21 protein-coding genes are annotated in these 24,398 nt (G+C 63.6%); 10 read left to right on the top strand and 11 right to left on the bottom strand.

Annotated features, from left to right (window positions below):
- Nucleotide 1 precedes the first annotated feature (1 nt).
- From NKI32_RS04830 to NKI32_RS04805, 6 genes are all read left to right on the top strand, one after another.
- Nucleotides 2-1,381, top strand: a complete 1,380-nt coding sequence (locus NKI32_RS04830; protein WP_353002098.1) for an amidohydrolase — start codon at nt 2-4, stop codon at nt 1,379-1,381.
- A gap of 26 nt (nt 1,382-1,407) precedes the next feature.
- A complete protein-coding gene (locus tag NKI32_RS04825) occupies nt 1,408-2,505 on the top strand; it encodes a BMP family ABC transporter substrate-binding protein (protein ID WP_196814159.1) in 1,098 nt (365 codons plus the stop codon).
- Nucleotides 2,506-2,508: 3 nt separating this feature from the next.
- Nucleotides 2,509-4,032: an ABC transporter ATP-binding protein gene (locus tag NKI32_RS04820; RefSeq protein WP_023739727.1), complete on the top strand. Its 1,524-nt coding sequence runs from the start codon at nt 2,509-2,511 to the stop codon at nt 4,030-4,032.
- Complete coding sequence (locus NKI32_RS04815; protein ID WP_023695008.1) at nt 4,029-5,129, top strand: ABC transporter permease; 1,101 nt, start codon at nt 4,029-4,031, stop codon at nt 5,127-5,129. Before NKI32_RS04820 ends, NKI32_RS04815 begins: the two co-directional genes overlap by 4 nt.
- Nucleotides 5,126-6,037, top strand: a complete 912-nt coding sequence (locus NKI32_RS04810; RefSeq protein WP_023700481.1) for an ABC transporter permease — start codon at nt 5,126-5,128, stop codon at nt 6,035-6,037. Before NKI32_RS04815 ends, NKI32_RS04810 begins: the two co-directional genes overlap by 4 nt.
- Before the next feature lie 661 nt (nt 6,038-6,698).
- Nucleotides 6,699-7,172: a hypothetical protein gene (locus NKI32_RS04805; protein WP_245271902.1), complete on the top strand. Its 474-nt coding sequence runs from the start codon at nt 6,699-6,701 to the stop codon at nt 7,170-7,172.
- A 355-nt stretch (nt 7,173-7,527) separates the two neighbouring features.
- Here NKI32_RS04805 and NKI32_RS04800 read toward each other — a convergent pair whose 3' ends face one another.
- A complete protein-coding gene (locus tag NKI32_RS04800) occupies nt 7,528-7,725 on the bottom strand; it encodes a hypothetical protein (protein ID WP_352986445.1) in 198 nt (65 codons plus the stop codon).
- A 203-nt stretch (nt 7,726-7,928) separates the two neighbouring features.
- On the bottom strand, nt 7,929-9,032 hold the full coding sequence (locus NKI32_RS04795; protein ID WP_023832680.1) for a LacI family DNA-binding transcriptional regulator: 1,104 nt from the start codon (nt 9,030-9,032) through the stop codon (nt 7,929-7,931).
- Between the two features lie 580 nt (nt 9,033-9,612).
- On the opposite strand from NKI32_RS04795, the gene NKI32_RS04790 reads away from it, so the two are divergent.
- From NKI32_RS04790 to NKI32_RS04780, 3 genes are all read left to right on the top strand, one after another.
- On the top strand, nt 9,613-10,575 hold the full coding sequence (locus NKI32_RS04790; RefSeq protein WP_023672352.1) for a sugar-binding protein: 963 nt from the start codon (nt 9,613-9,615) through the stop codon (nt 10,573-10,575).
- A 122-nt stretch (nt 10,576-10,697) separates the two neighbouring features.
- Nucleotides 10,698-12,236: a sugar ABC transporter ATP-binding protein gene (locus NKI32_RS04785; protein WP_023672351.1), complete on the top strand. Its 1,539-nt coding sequence runs from the start codon at nt 10,698-10,700 to the stop codon at nt 12,234-12,236.
- Between the two features lie 44 nt (nt 12,237-12,280).
- A complete protein-coding gene (locus tag NKI32_RS04780) occupies nt 12,281-13,267 on the top strand; it encodes an ABC transporter permease (RefSeq protein WP_023672350.1) in 987 nt (328 codons plus the stop codon).
- Between the two features lie 2 nt (nt 13,268-13,269).
- Here the strand turns inward: NKI32_RS04780 and phnN are convergent, their stop codons facing one another.
- The 9 genes from phnN to NKI32_RS04735 all read right to left on the bottom strand — a co-directional run bounded on the left by phnN (nt 13,270) and on the right by NKI32_RS04735 (nt 23,074).
- A complete protein-coding gene (phnN, locus tag NKI32_RS04775) occupies nt 13,270-13,899 on the bottom strand; it encodes a phosphonate metabolism protein/1,5-bisphosphokinase (PRPP-forming) PhnN (protein ID WP_023827374.1) in 630 nt (209 codons plus the stop codon).
- Entirely contained in the window at nt 13,896-15,050 is a 1,155-nt protein-coding gene (locus NKI32_RS04770; RefSeq protein WP_353002095.1) for an alpha-D-ribose 1-methylphosphonate 5-triphosphate diphosphatase, read from the bottom strand. Before NKI32_RS04770 ends, phnN begins: the two co-directional genes overlap by 4 nt.
- A 34-nt stretch (nt 15,051-15,084) precedes the next feature.
- The gene (locus NKI32_RS04765; protein WP_353002093.1) at nt 15,085-15,792 is read right to left on the bottom strand and encodes a DUF1045 domain-containing protein; all 708 of its coding nucleotides are present in this window, start codon (nt 15,790-15,792) and stop codon (nt 15,085-15,087) included.
- Between the two features lie 137 nt (nt 15,793-15,929).
- Nucleotides 15,930-16,742 (bottom strand): 5-deoxy-glucuronate isomerase, encoded by an 813-nt coding sequence (gene iolB, locus NKI32_RS04760; protein ID WP_353002091.1) that lies wholly within the window; start codon nt 16,740-16,742, stop codon nt 15,930-15,932.
- A 190-nt stretch (nt 16,743-16,932) separates the two neighbouring features.
- Nucleotides 16,933-17,181, bottom strand: a complete 249-nt coding sequence (locus tag NKI32_RS04755; protein WP_023672345.1) for a hypothetical protein — start codon at nt 17,179-17,181, stop codon at nt 16,933-16,935.
- Between the two features lie 9 nt (nt 17,182-17,190).
- On the bottom strand, nt 17,191-18,108 hold the full coding sequence (gene iolE / locus NKI32_RS04750) for a myo-inosose-2 dehydratase (RefSeq protein ID WP_023744936.1): 918 nt from the start codon (nt 18,106-18,108) through the stop codon (nt 17,191-17,193).
- Between the two features lie 148 nt (nt 18,109-18,256).
- Nucleotides 18,257-20,107 carry a 3D-(3,5/4)-trihydroxycyclohexane-1,2-dione acylhydrolase (decyclizing) gene (gene iolD / locus NKI32_RS04745; protein ID WP_353002089.1) on the bottom strand — a complete coding sequence of 617 codons (1,851 nt, stop codon included), beginning with the start codon at nt 20,105-20,107 and terminating at the stop codon, nt 18,257-18,259.
- 33 nt (nt 20,108-20,140) lie between these two features.
- Nucleotides 20,141-22,075, bottom strand: coding sequence for a bifunctional 5-dehydro-2-deoxygluconokinase/5-dehydro-2-deoxyphosphogluconate aldolase (locus NKI32_RS04740; protein ID WP_353002087.1), 1,935 nt, complete (start codon nt 22,073-22,075; stop codon nt 20,141-20,143).
- 153 nt (nt 22,076-22,228) lie between these two features.
- Nucleotides 22,229-23,074, bottom strand: coding sequence for a MurR/RpiR family transcriptional regulator (locus tag NKI32_RS04735; protein WP_023703746.1), 846 nt, complete (start codon nt 23,072-23,074; stop codon nt 22,229-22,231).
- 213 nt (nt 23,075-23,287) lie between these two features.
- Between NKI32_RS04735 and NKI32_RS04730 the strand changes: the two genes are divergently transcribed.
- Nucleotides 23,288-24,397, top strand: a complete 1,110-nt coding sequence (locus tag NKI32_RS04730) for a Gfo/Idh/MocA family protein (protein WP_353002085.1) — start codon at nt 23,288-23,290, stop codon at nt 24,395-24,397.
- Nucleotide 24,398 lies beyond the last annotated feature (1 nt).

Raw genomic sequence — 24,398 nt, 5'->3', positions numbered from 1 at the left:
GGTGACCGGCTATCTCCTGAAGAATTGCGCAGCGGTCATCACCGACGAGGGCAGGGGTCCGAGCGTCCGGCGCAATGTCGATGTGCTGACGAATGGCCCGCAGATCGAGGCAATCGGGGATGGCCTGCACAGAAGCGAGTTGCCGGCCGGTACTATCGTGCAGGACGCCGACGGCTGGTTCGTCTATCCCGGCCTCGTCAACACGCACCATCACTTCTTTCAGTGCTTTGTGCGCAACCGTGCCGAACTCGACTGGACGAAGCTGTCGGTCATCGAATGGCTCGACCGGATCTATCCGATCTTCTCCCGGCTCAACGAGGATTGTTTCTACCACGCCTCGATCACGGCGATGGCAGAGATGATAAAGCACGGTTGCACGACGGCCTTCGACCACCAGTACAATTTTCCGCGCCATGCCGGAAAACGGCTCATCGACCGGCAGTTCGAAGCGGCCGATCTTCTCGGCATGCGTTTCCATGCCGGCCGCGGCGGCAACACGCTGCCAAAATCGGAAGGCTCGACCATTCCAGACGAGATGCTGGAGACCACGGACGAATTCATTGCCGACTGCGCACGCCTCATCGACACTTATCACGACACCAGTCCCTTCAGCATGCGTCAGGTCGTGGTCGCTCCCTGCCAGCCGGTCAACTGCTACCGCGAGACCTTCGTGGAATCGGTTTCGCTGGCGCGTGATCGCGGGGTGCGGATGCACACCCATGTCGGCGAGGGCGAAAGCCCGATCATCGAGGCCCGCCATGGCATGCGTACGGTGGACTATCTCGAGGACCTCGGATTTGCCGGCCGAGACACTTTCTATGCCCATTGCTGGGAGCTGACGCATGACGAACTGCGGCTGATGGCGGCGAGCGGCACCGGTGTCTCGCATTGCCCGGAGCCGGTCTATCTGGTGGGTGCGGAGGTGACTGATATTCCCGCCATGTCCGCCTTTGGCCTGCGCGTCGGTCTCGGCTGCGACGGTGCTGCCTCGAACGACAATTCCAACCTCATGCACTGCGTCCATTCCGCCTACATGCTGCAATGCCTGGCGGCCTCGACGCGCGCTCATCCCGTGCCTGCGCCGGTCGATTTCCTCGGCTATGCGACAACGGGCGGGGCCGCGCTTCTGGGCCGCAATGACATCGGCCGACTGTCGCCCGGCATGGCCGCCGACCTCTTCGCGATCGACACGCGCCGCATGGATTATGTCGGCACGCGCCACGATCCATTGAGCCTGATCGCCAAGGTCGGCATCGGCATGCCCACCGACATGACCATGATCAACGGCCGCATCGTCTGGGAGAAGGGTGCGTTTACCGGGCTGAACGAGACCCGGCTTGCTGCGGACGCGGAAGCCGCTTTTGCCGCGGTGGAATTCTAACAACTTAAGACAGGGGAACTGACATGCTGAACTATCTGACCCGCAGAACTCTGATGAAGGGCCTTGCCGCGACAGGGCTTGCCGGCGCGCTTGGCAGCCGTCCCGCCTTTGCGGCCGACGAGCCGCTCGGTATCACGCTCGTGCTCCCGTCGCCGGTCGGCGATGTCGGCTGGGGCCATGCGCTCGCCGCCGGCCTCGAGCCGGTCAAGGCCGCATACGGCGACAAGGTGAAGATCACCGTCATCGAGAACATCGCCGAAGGGCCGGACGCCGACCGGATCATGAACAAGACCGTCGCCGACGGTAACAAGTTCCTGATCGCCGGCTCATTCGGCTACCAGAATGGTGCATTACAGATCGCCCGCCGCGATCCTGCGGTCACCGTGCTGCATGCCTCCGGCTTCCAGACCGCGCCGAATTTCTCGCCCTTCGCGGCGAAGTATTTCCAGGGCACTTACCTGCTCGGCATAGCCGCCGCAGCTCTTTCCAAGACCGGCAAGGTCGGCTCCGTCTCGGCCTTCGCCATTCCGGAGCTGATCACCTCGATCAACGCATTTACGCTCGGCGCACAGACCGTAAATCCCGATATCGAGGTATCGGTCGTCTGGGTGAACTCCTGGTTCGACCCGGCCAAGGAACAGGAAGCCGCCAAGGCGCTGATGGCACAGAACTGCGACGTGATCTTCTCGAACGCGCAGGACACACCCTCCGTGATCTCGGCCTGCGAGGAGGCTGGCGTCTATGCGTTCAACCTCAATTCGTCGATGAAGAAATATGCGCCGAAGAAATATCTCGGCTGCATCGCGACGGACTGGTCGCCCTTCTTCAAGGCTTCCGTGGATGCCCATCTGGCCGGAACCTTCAAGGGCGCCAACACCTTCCTCGGCGTCGCCGAAAAGGTGGTGGAGGTCGTGGACTGGAACTCAGATATCCCAGCCGACACGATGACGAAGATCAAGGAAGTGGCGGCGAAGATCGCCGACGGCAGCTTCTCGCCCTTCACAGGTCCAATCACCAAGGCCGACGGCAGCGAAGCCGCCGCCGCCGGTGCGACGATAGCGGATCCCGAGATCGTCGCGATGGACTGGCACGTCAAGGGTGTCACCACACCACTGCCGAAGTAAGTCATGACCCCGCCCCTTCTGTCGCTCCGCGGCATCTCGAAGAGCTACGGCCAGATCCGGGCCAACCAAGCCATCGATCTGGACGTGGCGCCCCAATCGATCCATGCGATCCTCGGGGAGAATGGGGCGGGCAAATCGACGCTGATGAAGCTCATCTATGGCGTTGAACAGCCGGACGAAGGCACCGTCGTCTGGAACGGAGAGCATCTGCGCCTTGCCTCGCCGGCTGAGGCACGGCGCAGGGGCATCGGCATGGTCTTTCAGCATTTCTCGCTGTTCGAGACGCTGACTGTCGTCGAGAACATCCAGCTCGTCGTCCCCGGCGGCAAGGCGGAGCTGGCGGGGCGCATCCGCAGCCTCGGCCAGGATTTCGGCCTTGAAGTGGATCCTCTCGCCGATGTGCACGCGCTCTCGGTCGGCGAACGGCAGCGGGTGGAGATCATCCGCTGCCTGATGACGGACCCGAAGCTGCTCATTCTCGACGAGCCGACCTCGGTCTTGCCGCCGCAGGCGGTGAAGAAGCTGTTCGACACGCTCAGGCGCCTTCGCGACCGCGGCGTGTCCATCCTGTTCATCTCCCACAAACTGGAGGAAATTCGCACGATCTGTGACCAGGCGACGGTCTTGCGTGGAGGGCGCGTTATCGGCACCGTCGACCCGCGCGACTATGATGCGCACGACCTCGCCCGGATGATGATCGGCCGCGACATGCCCGAGGTGATGCCCGCGTTGGCCATGCCCGAGGGGGAGAAGCGGCTGGAAATAATCGACATGGACTACACGCCGGACGACCCCTTTGCCACGCCGCTCTCCGGCATCAGCCTCACGGTACGATCAGGCGAGATCCTTGGCATAGCCGGAATATCGGGCAATGGCCAAGGCGAGCTTGCCGCGCTCATCTCGGGCGAAGCGATGCTGCTGAAGGAACAACGCGACCGGATCTACATGATGGGCCGCGACGTAGGCACACTCGATGCGGCCGCGCGCAGGAGATTTGGCTTCGCCTTCGTGCCCGAAGACCGGCTGGGACGCGGCGCGGTCCCTGAAATGTCGCTCGTGCTCAACACCGTTCTTACCGCCCATCCTTTCGATCTCGTGAGGCGCGGCCTCATCAACAGCGCCGGAGCGACGGCTTTCACCAGCGAATGCATCCGTCGGTACGACGTCCGCGCCTCCGGCCCGGATGCCGAAGCGGGCTCGCTGTCCGGCGGCAACTTGCAGAAATTCATCGTCGGTCGCGAGATGATGCTGTCGCCAAAACTGCTTTTCGTGGCGCAGCCGACCTGGGGTGTAGACATTGGCGCTGCATCCGCCATCAGAAGGCGGCTCATCGCGTTGCGCAACCTGGGCGTGGCGATCCTCGTAATTTCCGAGGAACTCGAGGAACTTTTCGAACTCTGCGATTTCATCCAGGTGCTCCATCATGGAATGCTGAGTCCGCCTCTGGTCACGCGGGACACGCGCCCCGAAGACATCGGCAGATACATGATCGGAGCACATGCCTCGCCAGAGAAGGTTCCTGCATGAGCGTTTGGGCCGCGACGTTCCTCCCCGCGCTCGTCCGCCGGGAGCATGCCTCGCTCGTCGCGGCCATGCTGGCCCCGGCTGTCGCGCTTGGCATGGCGATCATCCTCAATCTGGGCCTTTATGTGCTGATAGGCCGAGATCCGGCGGCCGTCCTGTACGCGATGCTTCTCGAGCCGTTCCTCTCCTGGGCATCGTTTGCGGAGGTGCTGCTGAAGGCGGGGCCCCTTCTCCTCATTGCTCAGGGGCTGGCGATCGGTTTCCGCGCAAAAGTGTTCAACATCGGCGCGGAGGGCCAGTTTATCCTGGGCGCTATTTTCGCCTCGGCGATCCCCGTCTGGTTTCCGCAGGCGACCGGGCAGTGGATCTGGCCGCTGATGCTGCTTCTCGGTGCCCTCGGCGGTGCACTTTGGGCATCTATCACCGCCTTCTGGCGCGTCAGGCTCAATGCGAACGAGATCCTGGTCTCCTTGATGCTGAGCCTCGTTGCGGCGCAAGTCCTCAACTACCTGCTGCTCGGCCCATGGAAGGACCCGGCCGGCTTCAATTTCCCACAATCCGTCATGTTTCAGAACGACGCGATGGTGCCGACCCTGATCACCGGTACCCGCGTCAACGTCTCGCTGCTCATCACACTTGCGCTCTCGCTGGTGGCCTGGGTTTTCATGCAGCGAAGCTTCATGGGGTATAAGCTCAAGGTCGGCGGCCTTGCCCCGCGCGCGGCCGGTTACGCCGGCTTCAGCGAAGGGCGTGCGATTTGGCTATCGCTTCTGATCGGTGGCATGGCGGCGGGACTGGCAGGCGCGGCGGAAGTCGCGGGTCCGCTCGGCCAGCTGCAGCGCTCGATCTCGACCGGCTACGGTTATGCGGCCATCATTGTCGCCTATCTCGGCGGCTTGCATCCAGTCGGCATCATCTTTTCCGCGCTCTTCATGGCTGTCCTCTATATCGGCGGCGACAATGCGATGGTGTCGGCAAACCTGCCGATCGCCGCCGTCCGCGTCTTCCAAGGCAGCTTGCTGCTCGCCTATCTCGGCGCTGTGGCCTTCGTGCGCTACCGCATCGAGTGGCGCCGCCCCCATCACCTGAGCCAGCCATGAACGCCGTCGAGTTCATTATTTCGGGCATGCTCGCAGCGGCAACCCCCTTTCTCCTTGCCGCACTCGGCGAGTTGGTGGTCGAGCGCGCCGGTGTTCTTAACCTCGGCGTAGAGGGCCTGATGGCCCTCGGCGCGGTGCTCGCGTTCATCGTCGTCTACCACGGCGGTGGACACCTGCTGGGGTTCGTTGCCGCCGGCCTCGGTAGCGCCGTCCTGTCCCTCGTCTTTGCAGTGCTGGCACTCGGATTCCGGGCAAACCAGGTCGCGACAGGCCTTGCGATCGGCATTCTCGGCCAGGGCCTTTCGGCGCTGTTCGGCAAAAGCTACGAGAGCTTGACGGTGAAGGGGCTCCCGAAACTTGCCTTTCCCGGCCTCTCGGAAATCCCGGTAGTCGGCAGGCTGTTTGTCCAGGACATCGTCGTATGGCTTTCCCTTGCCGTGACGTTTGCGATCTGGGCGATGTTTGCCTATACGAGAGTCGGCCTTGTCGTGAGGGCAATCGGCGAGAATCCCAAGGCAGCCCATGCCATCGGCTATCCGGTCATCGCTATCCGTATCGCGGCCATAGCTTTTGGTGGCATGATGGCGGGTTTTGCCGGCGCCTATGCGGCGGCGGTGTACACGCCCCTTTGGGCGGACGGTATGATTGCCGGACGTGGCTGGATCGCGATCGCACTCGTTGTCTTTGGTACGTGGCTCGCTGGCCGCATCTTCCTGGGTGCCTGCCTCTTCGGTGCGGTTTCGCTGATGAGCCTCGCCGCCCAGGCGACCGGTCTGGACTTGCCATCGCAACTGCTTTCCAGCCTTCCCTATCTCGTTACGATCGTCGTGCTCGGTGTCATCTCGGCGGACCGCCGCTTGCTCAGGCTGAACGGTGTCGCCTCGCTTGGCGAACCCTTCGAACGTTAGCCGGGATTAAAGTGGATTTGCGAAACTCGGCGTAAGTTGAAGAGATTCGAAACGCCAGCGGACGATCGGCATCCGATCCAAAGGGCAGAAACGCCAAACGGGGCGAAGGTATGCCCGCAAGGGTAGCGCTGACGCCGTCGACTGCGAGCAGCGGAACGATGTGGCGCACAACGCGCCCGACATCGGTGGAGATCGTCGCGGGTTTCTTGGATCGTCCCCTTTTCTGCAGTACGAGCCCCATTCTCGAGGGTCCATTCTCCACCGCAGCCTAGGGAAGCGGCGTCGCAAGATGGCCTGAGGCATGCGACCGGTAAATTCCCGCATGCGAGCACTCGTCCTGCCTGTCTAAGGTTCCGAGTCTAACCGCAAATCCTCGATTTTTTCCGACAATTCCAACATATATATTCCGGTCGCCGCAAGAAGCCATAACAACGATTTCCAATACTACCTATTCTTGCAGAAACTAAAAACGCTACACTCGCGTAATCATATTGGTAACGGATGCTGTTCAACCTGCGTCCAGGCAACCAGCACGGGGAGTGGCGTTATGGATTTCTTTAAAAGTTTAACAAAGGTCTTGGCCGGCGGCGCGGTTTCCGTAGCTTTGTGCTTTCCGGCTGGCGCGGGCGGGCTCAGTGTGGGCATCGGCGGCAGCGGTGGGGTGGGTGTTTCGGTCGGCGGCAGTGGCGGCGGGCTTGGCGTCGGTGTCTCGGTCGGCGGGAGCAAGGGCGTCAATGCCGGAGCGACGGTCGGAGGCACCAGCGGCACCACCGCCAGTGTCGGCGCCTCGGTTGGCAGCGGCGTTACCGCCGGCGCCGGCGTATCGGTCGGCACGGGCGTCGGGGTCGGGGTCGGCGCAACCGTCGGCAGCGGTGTCGGGGTCGGCGCCGGGGTCGGGGTGGGCAGTGGAGTGACGGCCGGGGTCGGCGTCGGCATTGGCACACAGACAACGACCACCAGCCCCAGGGATCCCAACACGCCGGCGGTGCCGGCGCGACCGGCGGTGGTTGCCATCAGCGCCATGTCGGCCGGCCAGATCGCCAAGATGAAAAAACGCTGCGCCAGCGTGCTCAGCGGCAAGGGCACCTACGACCGGGACCTGAAGGAGCTCTGCCGGATATTGGCGCGGCGCTGAGTACCGCAACATCGCATCTGCCGTGGGGCGTCAGTCTCTCAGCCAGCCACTGCCGCAAGGTGGCGGGCATTCTTAGGGGGTAGCTTTGCCAAGCGGTTCAGAGTTTCGCGGAAAGGCGGAACCGCTCAGGCTGTGCGCTTTCATCGGCGGCATTCCGCATGGCTTGGTCGCCGAGCCGAAGGAAGCGCGCCGCCCGGTAGCGGCCTTGCTCCGACCTCTGCCGTCCGTCCGGTCACCCGTTTGGGCCGGCTCGAAGATTCGCCTCTGGCCTTTTGTATCACCCGCTCTAGCTGCTTTGTGTTAGGCTCGTCATGTTAGCCTTGTCTTGCTGATGGAGGTTTTGATGGATCGGCGATCATTCTTGACAGCATTGTTTGGCGTTGCGGGGGCCGCGGCGCTTGCTACCGCGGTTCGGCCTCTCGAGGCCGTGGCCGGGGTTCCCAATGTCGGTAACGGCATTCTCGATGAACTCGACAAGCAGGATGCCAATTCGTTTGATGACGACGAAGGCGCTGGCGATGTCGAGCAGATCTCGCATCGGCGATGGCACCATCGTCGCCACCACAGGCGGCATGTCTGGAGACGGCACTGCCGCACGTTCTGGCGGCATGGCCGGTTGCGCCGGCGCTGCTATCGCAGGCGCTCCTTCGTCGTCTTGCGGTTCTAACCGCGGCACGTTCCCGGATTGACCCTGCCCTGAGGCGCAAACACCAAACAGACCCATCCCGATTTGCATCGGGATGGGCTGGTTCAGCTTTATCCAGCCACAGCTGCCACCGAATCCCGCTGCACCAGCGGGCATTCCAGCTTGGTGATTGGATAGCGGCCGCGGCCGGGAGGCGGCGGCACTTCGAGCTGTTCGATCGCCCATTGGCCCATCGCCATGTGCGGCAGGATCGATGTTGTCAGCGGCGGGAACAGGTGGCGGGCGATCTCCTCGTCGTCATAGCCGACGACGGAGATGTCCTGCGGGATGTGCAGGCCCGCCTCCTTCAGCGCTTCGTAGCAGCCGATGGCTGTGCGGTCGTTCTGGCAGAAGATGGCGGTCGGGCGCTCCTTGAGCGCCAAAAGCTTAACGGTCGCGGCATAGCCGGCGCTCGCCGACCAGTCGCCCTCGACCACCAGTTCGGGATCGAACGGGATGTCGGCGGTGGCGAGCGCTCTGCGGTAGCCTTTCAGCCGGTCCTGCGCGGCCTGCATCCACGGCTCGCCGGTGATGGTGGCGATGCGGCGGTGGCCGTGGCCGATCAGATGCCGGGTCGAGTTCTGGCCGCCGGCGATCTCGGACGGCACCACGGCCGGGAAGGCATAATCGGCCGTGTAGCAGTTGAGCAGGATGACCGGGATGTCGAGGCCGTAGAGGAAGTCCGGTGCCGTGATCTCGCGGGTGAAGATGGTCATGTAGACCAGCGCCGAGATGCCGCGCCTGGTGAGCGCCGCAATGGCGCGCGGCTCCATGACGGAGTCGCCCATGGTCTGCGCCACGAGCAACACATTGCCGGCGTTCCACGACGCCTGGCGCGCGCCCTCGATGGCGACAACGGCTTCCGGGCTTGTCGCCAGCTGGTCGACGGCGAAACCGATGACACTGTCAAGTCCATCGAAGGCGGGAACAGGTTTGCGCAGCGCCGAGAAGGCGGGTGCTGCGTAGCCGAGCGCACGCGCGGCGTCGATCACCCGCTCGCGCGTCTGCTGCGACAGCCGGATGCCGGGCGAATCGTTGAGCACGAAAGAGACGGTCGCCTGCGAGCACCCGGCTGCCCTGGCGATGTCGGTCATGGTGACGCGGCCGCCCTTGGCGGCTCTCGCCGGCGCCTTGCGCCGCTTCGCCGTGTCGTCCGGATCCCTCGTCTCGCTCATGGCATTGCGTCCCAATCCACAGCCTGTCTAGTCGCAAGCCTGCCACACCGACAAGATGGTGTCGCGCCGTCGACCGATGGAAATAGTCGAAGGCGTTTATCTTTATTAGCAGCTTTGAAGTTCCCCGCCATGCCGCTGCGGGCCGCGTGAAATTCGAGGACTGCAAGGCATCTGCTTGCGCGAAGCGGTGCTGCACCTGTTCGGGAAAACTAGACCTAGGGCCACCGCCGAGTGTCCGCGCGGGACCTCTGCTAATAGTGTTTACTAATACAAAACGACGCTGTAACGTCAATCCGCCGTGTCCGGTCAGGTGGGACCCGTGCGGCGAGAAGTGCACGTGAATGGCCCGATGGCGAGCGGGGTTTGCCTCCGCAAGCGTGGTCTCGGACATGTGATATGTCAGACAAATCAGACTATTTACGAGCACGGGATGAGTCTCTAATGTCCGTGATCGCGACCGACGACGCCATTCTTCAGCGCCGGGAACCCCTGAGGAGGAGGGCGTCCAAATCGCGAGCGGCAAGTCAGTGAATGCAAGATCGGTTCAGTCCGACGACTGAGCCAAAACGGGAGGTTGAACATGAAATCCTTGATACGACATGCATCCGTGGCCACCGCAGCCCTGCTGCTTGGCCTGACCGCGACAGCCATTGCGCGCGCCGACGACAAGCCGACGCTGGCCTTCGTCGTCAACGGCGCTTCCGATTTCTGGAAGGCCGCCGAAGCCGGCGTCAAGAAGGCGCAGGCCGAATTGCCCGACTACAATCTCGAACTCAAATATCCCGAGCAGTCCTCGGTCGCCATCCAGCAGCGGCTGATGGATGATCTGGTGACCGCCGGCGTCAAGGGCATCATGGTCTCGGCCGTCGATCCCAAGACCTCGACCGACGGTCTGAACAAGATAGCGTCGGAAACGGCGCTGTTCACCACCGACTCCGATGCCCCGCAGACCAAGCGTGTTGCCTATATCGGCTCGTCCAATGTCGACGCCGGCAAGCAGGCGGCCGAGATCGCCAAGAAAGCGATGCCGGACGGCGGCAAGTGCCTCGGCTTCGTCGGCCTGCTCGGCGCCGACAATGCCAAGGAACGCATCCAGGGCATGAAGGACGGCCTCGCCGGCAGCAAGATCGAACTGGTGGACGTGCGCGGCGACGACATCGACCAGGCGCGCGCCAAGAAGAATGTCGAGGACGCGCTGGTCGCCAGCCCCGACATCACCTGCATGGTCGGCTTCTATTCCTACAACACGCCGCGCATCTATGAAGCGCTGCGCGACGCCGGCAAGCTCGGCTCGATCACCGTCGTCGGCTTCGATGACGATCCGATCACGTTGGGCGGCGTCAAGGAAGGCACCGTGGCGGCCACCGTCGTGCAGCAGCCCTTCGAATGGGCCTATCAGGGCATGAAGCTGATGGCCGCCTATCTCAAGGGCGACAAATCAGGCATTCCGGAAGGCGGCCTGATCATCATCCCGACCAAGATCATCGGTAAGGACGATGTCGACACCTATGCCGCCAATCTGAAGGCGATGTCCGGAAACTGAGACCACGAGCAGTTGCGCCGGCTCAGGGTTCGCCTTGAGCCGGCGATCGTGTTGACGGGTCGGCCAAGGCCCGTCAGTCTGTAGCCCACCAGCTGCTGGCAAGCCTGATCAAATATGGCGTGATGAATTATTCCGACCCATCCATCGTCGCAACCACCCCGTTCCTCGGCCTCGAGAACGTGCGCAAGACCTATCCGGGCGTGGTGGCGCTGGACGGCTTTTCCATGGAGGTCAGGCCGGGCGAGGTGATCGGCCTGGTCGGCGAAAACGGCGCCGGCAAATCGACCTTGATGAAGATCCTCGGCGGCGTCACCAGGCCGGACAGCGGCGCCATCACCGTCGACGGCGTTGCGCATGACGGGCTCACCGTCGAAGGCAGCCTGGGGTCGGGCATCGCCTTCGTCCACCAGGAACTCAATCTCTTCGAAAACCTCGATGTTGCCGCCAATATCTTCTTCGGCCGCGAGCCGTTGCGCGGCGGGCCGCTGAGATTGGTCGACCGCGCCAAGCTGCGCGAAATGGTGGCGCCACTGCTGAAGCGCGTCGGCGCCAATTTCTCCGCCGATACGCCGGTTGCCTCGCTGTCGCTGGCGCAGCAGCAGATGGTCGAGATCGCCAAGGCACTGTCGATCAAGGCGCGGCTGGTGATCCTCGACGAGCCGACGTCGAGCCTGCCGCTCGCCGAAACCGACAAGCTGCTCGACGTCATCAAGGCGCTGAAGGCCGATGGCATCAGCGTCATCTTCATTTCGCACCGGCTGCATGAGGTCGAGCGCGTCGCCGACCGCGTCGTGGTGCTGCGCGACGGCATGCTGGCTGGCACCTTGCCGAAGAGCGCCATCAACCACGACCAGATGGTCAAGCTGATGATCGGCCGCATGCTGAAGGAGCGCGAGAAGGCCTCCGAGGCGGCTCGGGCGCCGGGCGCCACTGCGCTCTCGGCCAAAGCCATCCGCACCCCCGCCTACCCTGCCCGGCCGGTCGACCTCGACATCAGGCGCGGTGAAATCCTCGGCCTCGCCGGCCTTGTCGGCTCCGGCCGCACCGAACTGGCGCGGGTGTTCTTCGGCATAGACAGCACGCTTGGCGGTGGGCTCGAACTCGACGGCAAGCCGCTTGTGCTGGGTTCGGCGGCCGATGCGGTCGCGCATGGCATTTTTCTGGTTCCGGAAGACCGCAAGCTGACCGGCATTTTGCTTGACCTGTCGATCGCGCAGAACATCTCGCTGCCCAACCTGCCGGCGCATGCGAAGCGTCGACTGGTGTCGGCAAGCGCCGAGACCGCCACCGCCGAGAAGCAGAAGAGCAATCTCGGCATCAAGGCGCCGTCGGTGCAGACGCGAACCGGCACGCTGTCGGGCGGCAACCAGCAGAAGGTGGTGCTGGGCAAATGGCTGGCGATGAACCCGAAGGTGATGATCCTCGATGAGCCTACGCGCGGCATCGATATCGGCGCCAAGGCCGAGATTTACGGGCTGATGCGAGCCTTGGCCGATGCCGGCGTGGCCGTGCTGATGATCTCCAGCGACATGGAAGAGGTGATCGGCGTGTCCGACCGCATCGCCGTCATGCATGAGGGCCAGATCTCGGGCATTCTCGACAAAGAACAATTCAGCCAGGAAAACGTGCTGTTGCTGGCGGTCGGCAAGCCGGCAAACTAGCGGGCTTCAGGCGATTGCCGGTCCGGCGCATTGGGGAGAAGACGATGAGCAAAAAAGATCTCGGCCTGCTGATCCTGATCCTGGTGGTCGGCGCCGTGGTGACCGCCATCAACCCGCGCTTTCTTTTGCCGATCAACCTCGCCAACACCTCGAACCTGATCGGCCTGTTCGGGATCCTCGCCATCGGCCAGGCCTTCGTCATCATTACCGGCGGCATCGAATTGTCGGTGGGATCGCTGGTGGCGCTGCTCGGCACGCTATTCATCGATTTCATCGCCGTGCGCGACATGCCATGGCCGCTGGCGCTGCCGCTGATCCTGGTGCTGGGCGGCATCATCGGACTGGCGCATGGCTGGCTGATCACAAGGCTGAAATTGCAGCCCTTCGTGGTCACGCTGTGCGGCCTTTTGATCTATCGCGGGGTCGCCCGTTTCTATACCGCCGACGGCACCGCCGGTTTCGCCTTCGGCCAGAATTTTCCCGAGCTCGAATTCCTCACCGCGGGCCGCAGCTATGGCGTGCCCAACAGCTTCATCGCACTGATCGTCATTTCGATCGTCATGTGGGTGGTGCTGCACCGCTCGGTGTTCGGACGCTACCTCTATGCCATCGGCAAGAACGAAGAGGCGGCGAAATATTCGGGAATTCGCACCGGCCGTGTCGTCATGGCCGCCTATGTCATCTGCGGCGTGCTGACGGCGCTGTCGGCGATCTATTTCGCCATGTACACGCGCTCGATCTCGCCGGCCAGCCACGGCCAGTTCTACGAGCTCTACGCCATTGCCGCCGCCGTTCTCGGCGGCTTCTCGCTGCGCGGCGGCGAAGGCTCGCTGGTCGGCGTCATCCTGGGCACCGTGCTGCTGCAGGAGTTGCAGAACCTGGTCAATCTGCTCGGCATCCCGTCCTCGCTCAACTTCGCGGTGATGGGCGGCGTGATCCTGATCGGCGTGCTGGTCGACCAGCAATGGGGCGTGTTCCGCGCAAGGCGGCTGATGCTCGATGCCAGCCGGAAGACTGTCGCGGCGGAGTAGCGCTACATCACGCCGGATATATCCGAGAAGGCCATCGCCTTGCGCAGCACCTCGGCGAAGCGTTCTCCGGCGGCTTCGCGCTGGCCGCCATTGTCGATCGAGGTGACGCCGGAGCCGGACAAAGCGATATTGGCGCTGCGGGCGAGCCGAGCCAGCACTTCGCCGCGCGATTCGCGGCCGCGCTGGGCGAGACGCTCGGCGAGGATTTCCGGCGAGGCGGTGATCTCGACGACAGCCAGATTGGCATAGCGCTCCCGCAGCACCGGGATGACTGCGCGCGAGACATTGGCGACCGCGACATAGCCGTTGGCGATGGACGAGTCGACATCGGCCGGAATGCCGTAGCGCAGGCCGTGCGCCTCCCAGGAAATGGCGAAGGCGCCGTCGGCCTCGGCTTCGACAAAGGCCGCGTCGGCCAGCGTGTCGTGATCCTCGCTTGCCGCATCGCTCGGCCTGGTGATGACCCGGCGGACGAACTCCAGCCTCGTCTCGTCGGCAAACAAGGTGCGGGCATAACCGATTACCGTATCCTTGCCGGCGCCACTCGGGCCGACGACGGCGACAAACACGCCGTTGCGGAGCGGAAAGGCCTCGCTGCTGAGTTCGCGCTCGATCGACGCCGAGACCATCAGGCGACCCGGCGCCCTTGGCGCCAGACAGTGCGCACGACCGGCACATGGTCGTCGACGCGCACACGCACGAGGTCGGCGCGGCGGCCCTGTTCGATGACGCCGCGGTCGTTTAGGCCGATCGCCTCGGCCGGATTCTTCGACACCATCGCAACCGCCTGCGGCAGGGAAATGCCCTCGACGACGTCGCCGAGGAAGAAGGCCGACTGGATCAGGCTGAAGGGAATGTAGTCGGACGACAATATGTCGAGCAGGCCGTCGCCGGCCAGCGTGCGGGCCGAGACGTTGCCCGAATGCGAGGAGCCGCGCATGACGTTGGGCGCGCCCATCAGCACGCCGAGCCCGGCATCCTTCGAGGCCTTGGCGGCTTCCAGCGTGGTCGGGAATTCCGCGACGCGCACGCCCTGCTCGATCGCTTCGTCGACATGGCCCGATGTGGCGTCGTCATGGCTCGCCAGCACAATGCCCCGCTCGTTGCAGGCGGCTGATATCGCCACCCGGTTCGGTCCCGAATTCTTCGCTGATTCCGACATCCGCTTTTCGCAGAACAATTGGAAGTCGCGATCGGTCAGCTTCAGCTTGCGCTGGTAGTAATAGGCGTAGGTCTCGAGATTGACGAACTGGCGCTGTCCCGGCGCATGGTCCATCAGCGAGGCCAGTTTGACCCGCTCGTCGCCATCGAAATTGGCGAAAGCCCGCAAGCAATCCGGCGCCGAGACCTCGCAGCGCAGGTGCAAGAAATGGTCGGCCCGCAACCGGTCTTTCGCGACGCTGTCCTCGATCGCGCCGGCGAGCTTGCGGATGTCGTCGCAGGTAATATCCGCGTCCTCGTCCATGCCGACACGCAAAGCGTCGAGCACGGTGGTGATGCCGGCGGTGGCCACCTGCGCGTCATGGGCAAGGACGGCGGCGATCGGGTTCCAGCGCACTTTCGGGCGCGGCGCATAGTGGCCTTCGAGATGGTCAGTGTGCAGCTCGACCAGGCCGGGAATGATGTAGTCGCCGCCCATGTCCTCGCCGCCCATGCTCCCGCCGGTGTGGCCGGTGCCGGCGTCGACGCCGGAGATAAAACCGTCGCGCAGCACGAGCGACCCTTCGACGATCTCGTCGGCAAGCACGATGCGGGCGTTGTGGAGAACAGTTTCGGCGGTCATTCAGGCAGTCCTTGCTTACTCGGACGAATTGCGGTCAGGCGGTTTTTCGGGCAGCGCGGCGGCCGAGCGCATGATGCGAAAGCACCATGAACGGAGCGCCCGGTTCGGTTTCGACGAACAGCGTCAGCGCATCCACCAGCACCGGCTGCTGCAGCACATCGGCGAACAGGCTGTCAATTGCCGCGCGCAGACGTTGGCTTTCCTGCGGCCCGGCCCGGCCGGACAGTGTCATGTGGAAGCGAAAGGTCTCGAACACGTAGGGGTAGCCCCACTGACAGAGATTGCGGAACTCGGCGGGTTTCAGCGAATCCGGGCTGCGCCGCTCGATCTCGGCCTCGGTGAGCGGCGCGCGAAAACGGTCGAAGCTAAGCACGACATCATCGGCGAAACGGTTGAGCGGCGGCAGCGGGCCTTCCGGCAGCAAAGCGAAGAAACCATCGATCTGGCTGACGACCAGGCGCGGGATGGTGACGGTCGGCGTTGCTTCGGCAAAGGCGTCCAGCGCCGCGCGCAACGAGCTTTCGGTTTCGTTGGCGGCCAACCGGAAGGGCGCTTTCAGCGTCGCATGAAAACCGTAGCGCCGCGCCGATGCGGTGTGAAAGGCGACTTCGGCCGCCGACAGTTCGCCCACCGCCTCGACCGGCCTGGTGGCGGCGCCAAAGGGGTCGCGGCCCAGCCAGTTGGCGGCGAGCCGCGCCAGCGGCTCGTCCTGCTTCGGGGTGAAATAGATGGCGTAGCGCATCGAAAAAAATCCTCGTCAGCCCGCTGCCATAGGTGATTTCCATGACGGATTGACGAAGCTTATGCGAGTTTTCGAAGGCAAATCGACCCCATGGATCGTTAGCCGACGATTTTTCTTCCGGCGCAAGCGAAGGCCGATCAGGCCTTCATGAGCCATTCGTGCTCGGGCGCGTTGTGGAACTTCCACGTCCGCTTCGGCCCGGCCATGACGTTAAGGTAATAGAGGTCGTAGCCGTGACAGGCCGCGCACGGATGATAGCCCTTGGGCACCAGCACGACATCGCCGTCCTCGATCGCCATCGCCTCGTCCAGTTCGCGGGCGCCCGACTTGTCGGCGTCGGTGTAGACCCGCTGGAAGGCAAAGCCCTGCGGCGGGTTGAGGCGGTGGTAATAGGTTTCCTCAAGATAGGATTCGGCCGGCAGATTGTCCTGATCGTGCTTGTGCGGCGGGTAGCTCGATGTGTGGCCACCGGGCGTGATGACCTCGACCACCAGCAGCGAGTCGGCGGGCTTGCCCTCGGGCAATATGTTGGTGACGTAGCGCGTGTTGGTGCCTTTGCCCCGAGTCTCCTGGCCGAGGTCGTCGGGTGCGATGACGCGAACGGGCAAGCCGCCGCCCAGGCCCGGCGCCGAGCAGACCGCGAGTTCGAGATCGGTGTCGGCGGTGACCGACCAGTCCGAACCCTCCGGAATATAGACCGACCACGGCTTGCCCTCGAAGGGCGACATGCGCTCGCCGAGCAGGCCGAGTTCCTGGCCGCCGGCCTTTGCCGTGCCCTTGCCGGTGACGAACACCAGGCAGACTTCGCGATCCTGCGTCTTGCCGGATGCGGTCTCGCCCGGCTTCAGCCGGTGCAGGTCGAAGCCGACATAGGTCCATCCGGCGCTTTTGGGCGTGACATGGGCGACGCGGCCATGGCCCTTGTCGGCTTTGACGAGCAGTTTCGACATGTTTTGTCTCCTATCGCAAGTCTTCGAGGTCGGCCTCTCAACTTCGTCATCCTAGGGCGAAGCAGGAGCGAAGCTCCGTCGCGAAGACCCTAGGATGACGAAGCGAGGGACGTTCCGGCCAATCACCGACGTAGGCGATACGCCAGGTGTCCAGTGTCCGACCCGCAAGCCCTTCCGAGCCACGGCCGCTTCATTCCTTCGGTTCGGCGTCCGCCTTCGCTTCGCCGGTCTTCGGTCGATCAGGCGCAGCCTTGCTCTCCTCCACCGGCTTGTAAAGATAGAAGAACTGCCAGACGGCGTAGGCGGCAAAGCCGAGCGCAATGATGCCCCAGAATGGGGTGCCGGAGGCGAATTCTATTCCGGCCCAGATCACGCAGACGGCGACGACGGCAACGCGCCGCCACAGCGGCCGGAAGAACGGGTGTTCGTAATCCTTCATCGGATCGCCTCAGGCATTGGGAAAACCCTGCGTTTCCACCGTGTAGCCGGCCGCCGTCATCACCCGCATCAATTCCTTGTGGCCGACCTGCGCCATCTTGAGCGGCGGGTTCTTCTTCGGGTCCTGCTCGGCCTCGACGACGAACCAGCCTTCATAGCCATGGTCGGCGAAGCGCTGCACGATGGCGCCGAAATCGAGCGAACCGTCGCCAGGCACCGTGAAGGCACCGAGCGCCACGGCGTCGAGAAAGGACTGCTTTGTGCGGTCGAGCCCGTCGATCACGCCCATGCGCACATCCTTCACATGGACATGGCTGATCCGCTTGTGGTGGTTGTCGATGGCGCGCAGCACGTCGCCGCCGGCAAAGGCGAGATGCCCTGCATCGAGCAGCAACGGAATGCCTTCGCCGGAATGGCGCATGAAGGCATCGAGCTCCGGCTCGGTCTCGACCACCGCCGCCATGTGATGGTGATAGGACAGCGGCATGCCTTGCTCTGCGCACCATTCGCCGAACTCGGTGAGGCGCCTGGCATAGGCCCTCATCTCGTCATTCGACAATTTCGGCTTGGTGGCGAGAGGCCTGGAGCGATCGCCCTGGATCGAGCGGCCGACCTCGCCATAGACGATGCAAGGCGCATTAACCGCCTTGAACAGGTCGATCATCGGCTGGATGCGATCCTTGTTCTTGCCCATGTCCTCATCGACCAGCGTGCCGGAGAACCAGCCGCCGCACAGCGTCACGTCGGCCTTTTTCAGGATAGGCAGCATGATTTCGGGGTCATTCGGAAAGCGGCGGCCCATTTCCATGCCGGTGAAGCCGGCCAAGCGCGACTGGCGCAGGCACTCTTCCAGCGAGACGTCGTCGCTGAGTTCGGCAAGATCGTCGTTCCACCACGCAATGGGGGACATGCCCAGTTTGGCTTTCAAGTTTTAGCTCCGGTCTCTTGTTCACCCTCCCCCTTGTGGGGAGGGTCGCTGCGAAGCAGCGGGGTGGGGGTGCGGCGCCAGACCCCCACCCGGACCTGCGGTCCGACCTCCTCACAAGGGGGAGGTAGGGGGCAGCGCTGACTTAGCATCAATCGCCGATTGTCTGCATCTGCCGCTTTTCGTCATAGGCTTTGCGCGCTGCGTTGACCTGCGGCCGTGCGGAGACTTCCGGCACCGCGACATCCCACCAATGGCCGCCGGCATCGGTGGAAATCAGCGGGTCGGTGTCGATGACCAACACGGTGGTGCGGTCGTTGGTTTTCGACTTTTGCAGCGCGGTCTCCAGGCCGGTGATCGACGGCACCTTCTCGGCAATAGCGCCCATGCTCGCCGCATGCGCGGCGAAGTCGATGTCGGGCAGGATCTCGTGGCGCGCGTCCTTCAAGAGGTTGTTGAAGTTGGCGCCGCCGGTGGCCATCTGCAGCCGGTTGATGCAGCCATAACCCCTGTTGTCGAGCACCACGATGGTCAGCTTCAAGCCAAGCATCACCGACGTGGCGATTTCGGAATTCATCATGAGGTAGGAGCCGTCCCCGACCATGACGACTATCTCCTGGTCGGGCTTGGCCATCTTGGCGCCGAGCCCGCCGGCAATCTCGTAGCCCATGGTCGAGAAGCCATATTCGCCATGGTACGAGCCGGGCGCGCCTGCCTGCCAGAGCTTGTGCAACTCGCCCGGCAAACCGCCCGACGCATTCAGCAGCGTTACGCCGGACCCCAGCGCGCGCTGCACGGCGCCGATCACCTGCGCGTCCGACGGGAAGGCGGCGTTGGTCGACGCCGTCACCTTCGAGGCTTCGGCCTGCCATGCCTTCTTGCCCTGGGTCGCATTGTCGGTCCATGTCGCCGGTGCTTTCCAGCTCCCCAACGCCGCACCCAGTTCGACAAGCCCTTCGGCCGCGTCGGCGACCAGCGGCAGCGCGCGGTGCTTGCCGGCATCGAAAAGCTGCACGTTGAGTCCGATGATGGTCTTGCCGGAATTCTTGAACAGCGCCCATGAGCCAGTGGTGAAATCCTGCAGGCGGGTGCCGATGGCGAGCACGACATCGGCTTCTTCCGCCAGCCGGTTGGCCGCGGACGTGCCGGTGACGCCGACCGCCGCCATGTTGAGAGGATGTGTGTCGGGCAGCGAGGATTTGCCGCCTTGCGTCTCGCAGACCGGAATGCCGGCGCTCTCGGCGAATTTCGCCAGTTCATCCCAAGCCTGCGAATACAGCACGCCGCCGCCGGCGATGATCAGCGGTTTTTTCGCACCCTTCAGCGCGGTGACCGCCGCCGCCAATTCATGCCGGTCCGGACGCGGCCGGCGCTGGTGCCAGACGCGCTCGGCGAAAAAGCTCTCGGGATAGTCATAGGCCTCGGCCTGCACGTCCTGGCAGAGCGACAGCGTCACCGGGCCGCATTCCGCCGGATCGGTCAGCACCTGCATGGTCCGCGCCAATGCCGGGATGATCTGCTCGGGACGGGTGATGCGGTCGAAATAGCGCGACACCGGACGGAAGCAGTCATTGACCGTCGCGGTGCCGTCGGAAAAGTCCTCGGCCTGCTGCAGCACCGGGTCGGGAATGCGGTTGGCGAAGACATCGCCCGGCAAAAACAGGACGGGCAACCTGTTTACATGGGCGAGCGCCGCCGCCGTCACCATGTTGAGCGCACCGGGGCCGATCGACGAGGTCGCGGCCATGAAGCGGCGGTGGAAATTGGCCTTGCCATAGGCGATCGCCGCATGCGCCATCGCCTGCTCATTGTGGGCGCGGAAGGTCGGCAATTCGTCGCGCAGCTGGTACAGCGCCTCGCCGATGCCGGCGACATTGCCGTGACCGAAGATCGCCCACACACCGCCGAAGATGGGCACTCGTCTGCCGTCGATCTCGGTCATCTGCTTGCTCAGAAAGCGGGTCAGCGCCTGCGCCATCGTCAGGCGGATTGTCTTGCTCATGGTGTTTTCCTCCGCAGTCCTCTTGCCGCGCCTTTATGCTGCTTTACGGCCACGCGCAGCAAGCCACGCTTCGGTCAACTGTTCGAAGCGCGCGGCCATGTCGGCGATAGCCTGGTCATCCGTCATCCTGCCGGCCAGCCATTGTTCGGCGGCGTGGACGAAGATGGTGCGGCCGACGGCAAAGCCCTTGACGATCGGCGCCTTGGCGGTGGCGGCAAAGGCCGCTTCCAGTTCGTCCTGCGGCGCTTCGAGACCCAGCAGCACGACGCCACGACACCAGGGATCGTGCTTCAGGATCACCGCTTCGATCTTGGCCCAGGCGCCGGCCGACGCCTGCGGTTCGAGCTTCCACCAGTCCGGCTTGATGCCAAGCGCATAGAGTTCTTCCAGGGCGCGCGGGATCGTCGTGTCATCGAGCTTGCCGTGCTTGCCGGCGATGATCTCGACCAGAAGCTCCCGGCCGACCTTCCGCGCGGCTTCGAACAGCGAGCGCAGCTTCTGCTGCTGCTCTTCCTTGAGCGCTGCCGGATCGTCGGGGTGATAGAAGCACAGGCATTTGATGCAGTGGTCGACCGGCCATTCCACCAGTTGCGAGCCGATGTCCTGCGAGAACTCGAAGCGCAGCGGCCGCGAGCCCGGCAGTTCGACGGGACGGCCGAGCCAGGCAAAGGGGTGGCGGGCGAATTCGAACATCGCCTCGCGGCCATGCTTCTCGTCGATCAGCATGCCATAGCCGTCGCGGCCGGCGGCGACTTTCGCCGCAGCCTTGACCGCCAGCACCTTGAAATCGCGGATGCGCGCCGGATCGGCGCCGGTCTTTGCCGCGACGTCCTCAAGCTGCACACGGTGGTCGCAGGCGAGCGCCATCATCGAGGGGATATCGCGGCGGCGGGTCGTCGCCCAATGGATGTGGTTGATAGCCTCGTCCTTGCGCAACGCTAAGTGCTTGCTGCCGTTCTTGAGGAAGAACTGCAATTCCTCGAAGGTCGGATATTCCGGCGCGCAGAGCAGCCGCGACACGGCGAAGGCGCCGCAGGCATTGGCCCAGGTCGCCGCTGTCGCATGATCTTCGCCACCCAGCCAGCCGCGCAGGAAACCGGACATGAAGGCATCGCCCGCGCCCAGCACATTATAGATCTCGATCGGAAAGCCCTTGCCGACGATACCGTCTTCCAGATCGTCGCTGATCGGCCCGTCATAGACGATGCAGCCCATGGCGCCGCGCTTCAGTACGATGGTTGCCTTGGACAGCGCGCGGATCGTCTTCAGCGCGCTCAGGCAATCGTCGGCGCCCGAGGCGATCATGATCTCTTCCTCGGTGCCGACGATGAGGTCGCAATCGGGCAGCACCGTCTTCAGCTGGGCCGAGACGCGGTCGGATTTGACATAGCGCTCAAAACCCTCGGCATGGCCTGCGAGTCCCCAGAGGTTGGGGCGGTAGTCGATGTCGAACACCACCTTGCCGCCCCTGGCCTTGATGATGCGGATCGCCTTGCGCTGGGCGGCGTCGCTGTTGGGTCGGGAAAAATGCGTGCCGGTGACGACGATGGAACGGGCCGAGGCGATGAAGGCTTCATCGATGTCTTCTTCGGCGAGCGCCATGTCGGCGCAGTCGCTGCGATAAAAGATCATCGGCGAGACGCCTTCGCTCTCGACCGAAAGCAGCACCAGAGCCGTCAGCCGTTCCTTGTCGGTCTTCAGCCCGTCGACATTGACGCCTTCGCGCCGCAGCTGCTCGCGGATGAAGCGGCCCATCTGCTCGTCGCCGACGCGGGTGAGCAGCGCCGAGCGCAGGCCTAGTCTCGCCGTGCCAACCGAGATGTTGGCCGGGCAGCCGCCGACCGATTTGGCGAAGGAGGTGATGTCCTCCAGCCGCGAGCCGATCTGCTGGCCGTAAAGGTCGACGGAAGCGCGACCGATGGTGATAACATCGAGCGTCGCCTGTTTGGCGTCCACGGCTTCGCTCATTGGAACCTCCCGTCGGTCTTGTTGTCTTGAGCAACGTAGTTGGGGGACACGCGCGAGCGGCAGCGTGGCGCCGGGAATATGAAATAATAATTCCAATCTATAGTCAATATGGAATGAGCATTCCTTCCGCGAATTCGAGCGCCGGGCGCCGGCCTAGGCTTTGCGCTTCTTGCCCGTGCTGCGCCGCTTCTCGCCGACGCCGACGGTGAGCGCCATGGCCAGCGCCATGGTGGCCGACAGCGAGCGGAAGCCGGCAAAATCGGCCTCGGCGACCTCGAACCAGACCTTGGCGAACTGCGCTAGTGGCGAAAACGAACTGTCGGTGATGGCGATGATCGGCACGCCCTGTTCGGAAATGGTGCGGGCCTCCTCGATGGTGGCCGGCGCATAGGGCGAGAAACTGATGGCAATGACGGCGTCCGCCGGGGTGGCGAAGGCGACCATCTCGGCATTGAGGCCGGCGGCGGATTCGATCAGCTGGTTGCGGATCTTCAGCTTGCCCAAGGCATAGGCGATGTAGCTCGCCACCGGGTAGGAGCGGCGCTTGGCCAGGACATAGATGGTCTCGGCCTTGGCCAGCAGCGAGATCGCGTCTTCCAGATGCGCCTCGTCCAGCGAGCGCGAAATATCGTTGAGCGAAGTGCTGGCGGCGGCGACGAAGCCGTCGAAGATGGCTCGGTGTCCAGCACCCGCATCGGCCTTGGCGCGCAGCGCCTGCAGGCGTTCGTCATAAGAGGAATTGCGCTCGCGCAGCCGCTCGCGAAACACCTGCTGCAGGCTGGTGAAGCCGTCGAAGCCTAGTTGCTGGGCAAAGCGGATCAAGGTGGACGGCTGCACGCCCGCCGAAGCGGCGATGCTGGCGGCGGTGCCGAAGGCGATGTCATCGGGATTGTCGAGCGCATAGGCGGCGATCTGGGCGATGCGCTTGGGCAAGGTTTCACGGCGATCGAGGATCGTGGCGCGCAGCGTCTCGAAGTCGCGAGGTACCCGTTCGTCCATCGTCGCCCCGTCCAAGCTCATCTAGAGCATGATGCCGAAAAGTGTGCAGCGGTTTTCGGACGACATCATGCTCTCTTTAACTCAAGTGACGTCCTCTCTGCCCCATCATAGCGAGCCTGCGCAAGAAGGCCATAAAAAATGAGGCAGACATTCCATTCGGAGAAGAAATGGACTAATTCATCCATCGATCGCTTCAGGTATTGGGAGAAAGAAATGGTCGGCGTTGGTCTTATCGGCACGGGTTTCATGGGCAAATGCCACGCCATTGCGTGGAGCGCCGTCGGCGCCGTCTTTCCCGATGTCGCCAAGCCGAAGCTGGTCCATCTCGGCGAGGTCAACGAGGAGCTGGCCAAGCGCAAGGCCGGTGAGTTCGGCTTCGCCAAGGCGTCGGGCGACTGGCGTGCCGTCGTCAACGACCCCGAGGTCGATATCGTCTCGCTGACCACGCCCAATCAGTTCCATCCGGAGATGGCCATCGCTATTCTCGAAGCCGGCAAGCATCTGTGGTGCGAGAAGCCGATGGCGCCGAGCTTTGCCGAAGCAGCGGCGATGGCGGCCGCGGCGAAGAAGTCCGGCAAGGTCGCAGCGCTTGGCTACAACTACATACAGAGCCCGGCCATCCGCCACATCGGCGCGCTGCTCGAGGAAAAGATCATCGGCGAGGTCAACCATCTGCGCATCGAGATGGACGAGGACTTCATGGCCGACCCCGAAGCGCTGTTCTTCTGGAAGCATGAGGCCGCATCCGGCTATGGCGCGCTCGACGATTTCGCCGTGCATCCGCTGTCGCTGGTCTCGACGCTGTTCGGCCGCGTCGCAAAAGTCATCTGCGACATGGCCAAACCCTATGTCGACCGCAAGCTGGCCAGCGGCGGCCGCCGTGCGGTGGAGACCTACGACATCGCCAGCGTTTTGATGCATCTGGAAAACGGCATTGCCGGCACGCTGCTGGTCAACCGCTCGGCCTGGGGCCGCAAGGGCCGCATCGCCATCCAGATTTTCGGCTCCAAGGGATCGATCCTGTTCGACCAGGAGCGGATGAACGAAATCCAGCTCTATGTCACCGCCGATCGCCCGACCGAACAGGGCTACCGCACCATACTGGTCGCGCCACATCACAAGCCCTACGACGCCTTCCTCCCGGCGCCGGGCCATGGGCTCGGCTTCAACGATCTCAAGATCATCGAGTGCCACGAATTGCTGACGCGGCTTGCCGGCAGGCCGGCACGGGTCATCGAGTTCGCCGAAGGGCTGGAGATCGAACGCACCGTGCACGCGATGGCGAGGTCGTTCGAGGAGAAGCGCTGGGTGGATGTGCGGTAAG

This window comes from Mesorhizobium sp. M0761, from assembly GCF_040320205.1.
Classification (GTDB): Bacteria; Pseudomonadota; Alphaproteobacteria; order Rhizobiales; family Rhizobiaceae; genus Mesorhizobium.
This window is presented reverse-complemented; position numbering and strand designations above follow the sequence as displayed.

Coding starts and splice junctions, on each gene's coding strand:
- NKI32_RS04820 (WP_023739727.1), top strand. CDS start 2,509: ATGACCCCGCCCCTTCTGTCGCTCCGCGGCATCTCGAAGAGCTACGGC.
- NKI32_RS04815 (WP_023695008.1), top strand. CDS start 4,029: ATGAGCGTTTGGGCCGCGACGTTCCTCCCCGCGCTCGTCCGCCGGGAG.
- NKI32_RS04810 (WP_023700481.1), top strand. CDS start 5,126: ATGAACGCCGTCGAGTTCATTATTTCGGGCATGCTCGCAGCGGCAACC.
- NKI32_RS04800 (WP_352986445.1), bottom strand. CDS start 7,725: ATGGTGCCATCGCCGATGCGAGATCTGCTCGACATCGCCAGCGCCTTC.
- NKI32_RS04795 (WP_023832680.1), bottom strand. CDS start 9,032: ATGAGCGAGACGAGGGATCCGGACGACACGGCGAAGCGGCGCAAGGCG.
- NKI32_RS04790 (WP_023672352.1), top strand. CDS start 9,613: ATGAAATCCTTGATACGACATGCATCCGTGGCCACCGCAGCCCTGCTG.
- NKI32_RS04785 (WP_023672351.1), top strand. CDS start 10,698: ATGAATTATTCCGACCCATCCATCGTCGCAACCACCCCGTTCCTCGGC.
- NKI32_RS04780 (WP_023672350.1), top strand. CDS start 12,281: ATGAGCAAAAAAGATCTCGGCCTGCTGATCCTGATCCTGGTGGTCGGC.
- NKI32_RS04770 (WP_353002095.1), bottom strand. CDS start 15,050: ATGACCGCCGAAACTGTTCTCCACAACGCCCGCATCGTGCTTGCCGAC.
- NKI32_RS04765 (WP_353002093.1), bottom strand. CDS start 15,792: ATGCGCTACGCCATCTATTTCACCCCGAAGCAGGACGAGCCGCTGGCG.
- iolB (WP_353002091.1), bottom strand. CDS start 16,742: ATGTCGAAACTGCTCGTCAAAGCCGACAAGGGCCATGGCCGCGTCGCC.
- NKI32_RS04755 (WP_023672345.1), bottom strand. CDS start 17,181: ATGAAGGATTACGAACACCCGTTCTTCCGGCCGCTGTGGCGGCGCGTT.
- iolD (WP_353002089.1), bottom strand. CDS start 20,107: ATGAGCAAGACAATCCGCCTGACGATGGCGCAGGCGCTGACCCGCTTT.
- NKI32_RS04740 (WP_353002087.1), bottom strand. CDS start 22,075: ATGAGCGAAGCCGTGGACGCCAAACAGGCGACGCTCGATGTTATCACC.
- NKI32_RS04735 (WP_023703746.1), bottom strand. CDS start 23,074: ATGGACGAACGGGTACCTCGCGACTTCGAGACGCTGCGCGCCACGATC.
- NKI32_RS04730 (WP_353002085.1), top strand. CDS start 23,288: ATGGTCGGCGTTGGTCTTATCGGCACGGGTTTCATGGGCAAATGCCAC.